The organism is Pseudescherichia sp., assembly GCF_032052675.1.
Classification (GTDB): domain Bacteria; phylum Pseudomonadota; class Gammaproteobacteria; order Enterobacterales; family Enterobacteriaceae; genus Pseudescherichia.
The window spans coordinates 547,488-550,268 of record NZ_DAMBWA010000001.1; the positions used below are offsets into that span (position 1 = coordinate 547,488).

Annotated in this window: 3 protein-coding genes and 1 tRNA gene (1 of these 4 cut by a window edge); 2 read left to right on the forward strand and 2 right to left on the reverse strand. The window is 55.2% G+C overall.

The window, feature by feature from the left end:
• A tRNA-Ala gene (locus RTX96_RS02540) sits at window positions 1-23 on the reverse strand; it reaches 153 nt to the left of the window's first position.
• A 219-nt stretch (window positions 24-242) separates the two neighbouring features.
• Here RTX96_RS02540 and RTX96_RS02545 point away from each other — a divergent pair.
• Together RTX96_RS02545 and RTX96_RS02550 are read left to right on the forward strand one after the other, a co-directional pair.
• Complete coding sequence (locus tag RTX96_RS02545; protein WP_103818934.1) at window positions 243-605, forward strand: YfeC-like transcriptional regulator; 363 nt, start codon at window positions 243-245, stop codon at window positions 603-605.
• A 1-nt stretch (window position 606) separates the two neighbouring features.
• Entirely contained in the window at window positions 607-1,002 is a 396-nt protein-coding gene (locus RTX96_RS02550) for a YfeC-like transcriptional regulator (RefSeq protein WP_312270096.1), read from the forward strand.
• Between the two features lie 51 nt (window positions 1,003-1,053).
• On the opposite strand, the gene gltX is transcribed toward RTX96_RS02550, so the two are convergent.
• A complete protein-coding gene (gene gltX / locus RTX96_RS02555; protein ID WP_103818932.1) occupies window positions 1,054-2,469 on the reverse strand; it encodes a glutamate--tRNA ligase in 1,416 nt (471 codons plus the stop codon).
• Window positions 2,470-2,781: the final 312 nt, after the last annotated feature.

Sequence of the window (2,781 nt, forward strand, 5' to 3'; positions counted from 1 at the left end):
TCTCCCAGCTGAGCTATAGCCCCGTTGCGTAAAGCTGTCGTGTTGACGGGCGGCATAATATGAATTCCTTTGTCAGGTGTCAACGGCAAAATCTCTCTCTTCCTCTCAACCGCTGAAAAAGCAAACAAATGAATGACATTGCGTGCCTGCTCGCACCCAGGAGTTAAACCTGTCACACTTTCGCGTAAAATGGTGCTATAAAATGAACCACTAATTACCCCTACTGCTCGTCAGGAAATCGCATGATCAAGGAACGAATGACGCCGGAAGAGTTAGCCAGACTGACAGGCTATAGCCGCCAAACAATTAACAAGTGGGTACGCAAAGAGGGATGGGTAACGTCACCCAAGCCTGGCGTGCAGGGTGGAAAAGCGCGCGTGGTGCATATCAATGAGCAAGTGCGTGAGTTTATCCGCAACGCTCGCCGGGCTGCCGAAGCTCCCCTCTATGCTGAGGCTGGCCTCGATACCTCTCTCGACGTGCTGCTGGTAACGCTGGCGAAAGAGATGACCCCTTCAGAACAGAAACAGCTGACCTCCCTGTTAATGCGTGAAGGGATTAGCGGCTTACTGCAACGGCTCGGTATTCGCAGCAGGGAAAAATAAGATGAAGCTACCTGATAAAATGACGCCTGAAGAGATGGCGGACTACCTTGGCGTTGCCAGGCAAACCGTTAATCGCTGGATCCGCGAACAGGGCTGGACAACCGAGACGTTGACCGGGGTGAAAGGCGGCCGGGCGCGGCTGATCCATATTGATGAGCGCGTGTTAGCCTATATGCGCAAAACACCGGTGGTTCGTCACCGCCAGTCGGCATGGTCAGTGGCGGAGCCCTCCGCAAACTACAGCACGCTTTTTCAAACGGCTTCGCTGCGCCAGATTGGCAGCGTCCTGCAGAATATGACGCCCGCAGAGCAGGAGCGACTGGAACGCTTTCTGGCACGCGAAGGCCTGCGCGGTTTTTTGACCCGACTGGGCATTGCCGATACCGAACAGGCATAAAAAAACGGCAGGTTATCCCTGCCGTTTCTGTTTAGTGCGGTTGCTGCAGGGTTACTGCTGGCTTTCGCGCTCTGCGATAAAGCCCAGCGCGCGATTAATACGTTCAACGCTACGGGTTTTACCAATCGCATGTACGGTAACGTCCAGCGCAGGGGACTGCCCTGCCCCGGTCACGGCAACGCGCAGCGGCATCCCCACTTTACCCATTCCCACTTCCAGCTCATCGGCGGTCGCCTGAATCGCATGGTGGATGTTTTCCGCCGTCCAGTCGGTAATGGCGGCCAGTTTGTCACGCACCACTTCCAGCGGCTGGCGCGCAACCGGACGCAGATGCTTCTTCGCGGCGTCGGCGTCGAATTCGGCAAACTCCTCATAGAAGTAGCGGCAGCTTTCGGCGATCTCTTTCAGCGTCTTGCAGCGTTCGCCCAGCAGTTTGATGAGCTCAGACAGCTGCGGACCGGTACGGGTGTCGATATTTGCCTGCTCGATATGCCACTGCAGATGGGTCGCAACGTATTCTGGAGCAAGCGTATTGATATAGTGGTGGTTCAGCCACAGCAGCTTATCGGTGTTGAAGGCGCTGGCGGATTTGCTCACCGCACCCAGCGAGAAGAGGTTGATCATCTCTTCGCGGCTGAAAATCTCCTGGTCGCCGCTGGACCAGCCCAGACGCACCAGATAGTTGAGCAGCGCTTCCGGCAGATAGCCATCGTCACGGTACTGCATAACGCTCACCGCGCCGTGGCGCTTGGAGAGCTTCTTGCCATCGTCGCCGTTGATCATCGAGACGTGGGCATAGACCGGCACCGGCGCGTTCAGCGCTTTCAGGATGTTAATCTGGCGCGGGGTGTTGTTGATATGGTCTTCACCGCGGATAACATGGGTAATCTGCATATCCCAGTCGTCTACCACAACGCAGAAGTTATAGGTTGGGGAGCCGTCGGTACGGCGGATGATCAGATCGTCCAGCTCCTGGTTACTGAACTCGATCGGGCCACGGATCTGATCGTCAAAGATCACCGAGCCATCCTGCGGGTTAGCAAAGCGCACAACGCAAGGCTCATCGGCAGCATGTTCGCTGTGGTCGTGGCGGCAGCGGCCGTCATAGCGCGGCTTCTCGCCGTTGGCCATCTGCTCTTCACGCAGCGCTTCCAGACGCTCTTTAGAGCAGTAGCAACGGTAGGCGGTGCCCACTTTCAGCATGTCGTCGATAACCGCGTTATAGCGGTCGAAACGTTTGGTCTGGAAATAGGGGCCTTCATCCCACTCCAGATTCAGCCAGTTCATGCCATCCATAATGGCTTCGATAGCCTCTGGCGTAGAGCGTTCGAGATCGGTGTCTTCGATACGCAGCACAAACTCACCGTTCTGGTGACGTGCGAAAAGCCAGGAATAGAGAGCGGTACGCGCACCACCGACGTGCAGATAGCCGGTCGGGCTTGGCGCGAAGCGAGTTTTGATTTTCATGAAATGGCCTTACGTTGATAACGATGCCGACAGCCGGCAAGTCCTGGAAAACAGAATGGGCAATATTCTATCACCCTGCGCTGATTCCTCAATGTTGTTACTACTGTGGGCGAGTCAAAGCCGTTTTTTGTTTAGAAATCATGCGTACGCCGCCATTTATGCGCCGCTTTGTCTAAATTTACGACGAACAAACAAAATCTTGAGAAAAGGCGTTGACTCATTTTCAACTCTCCCTATAATGCGACTCCACACAGCGGGGGTGATTAGCTCAGTTGGTAGAGCATCTCCTTTACACGGAGGGGGTCGGCGGTT

Excerpts from the sequence above, each read along its gene's own strand:
- RTX96_RS02545 (WP_103818934.1), top strand. The coding sequence starts at position 243 with ATGATCAAGGAACGAATGACGCCGGAAGAGTTAGCCAGACTGACAGGC.
- RTX96_RS02550 (WP_312270096.1), top strand. The coding sequence starts at position 607 with ATGAAGCTACCTGATAAAATGACGCCTGAAGAGATGGCGGACTACCTT.
- gltX (WP_103818932.1), bottom strand. The coding sequence starts at position 2,469 with ATGAAAATCAAAACTCGCTTCGCGCCAAGCCCGACCGGCTATCTGCAC.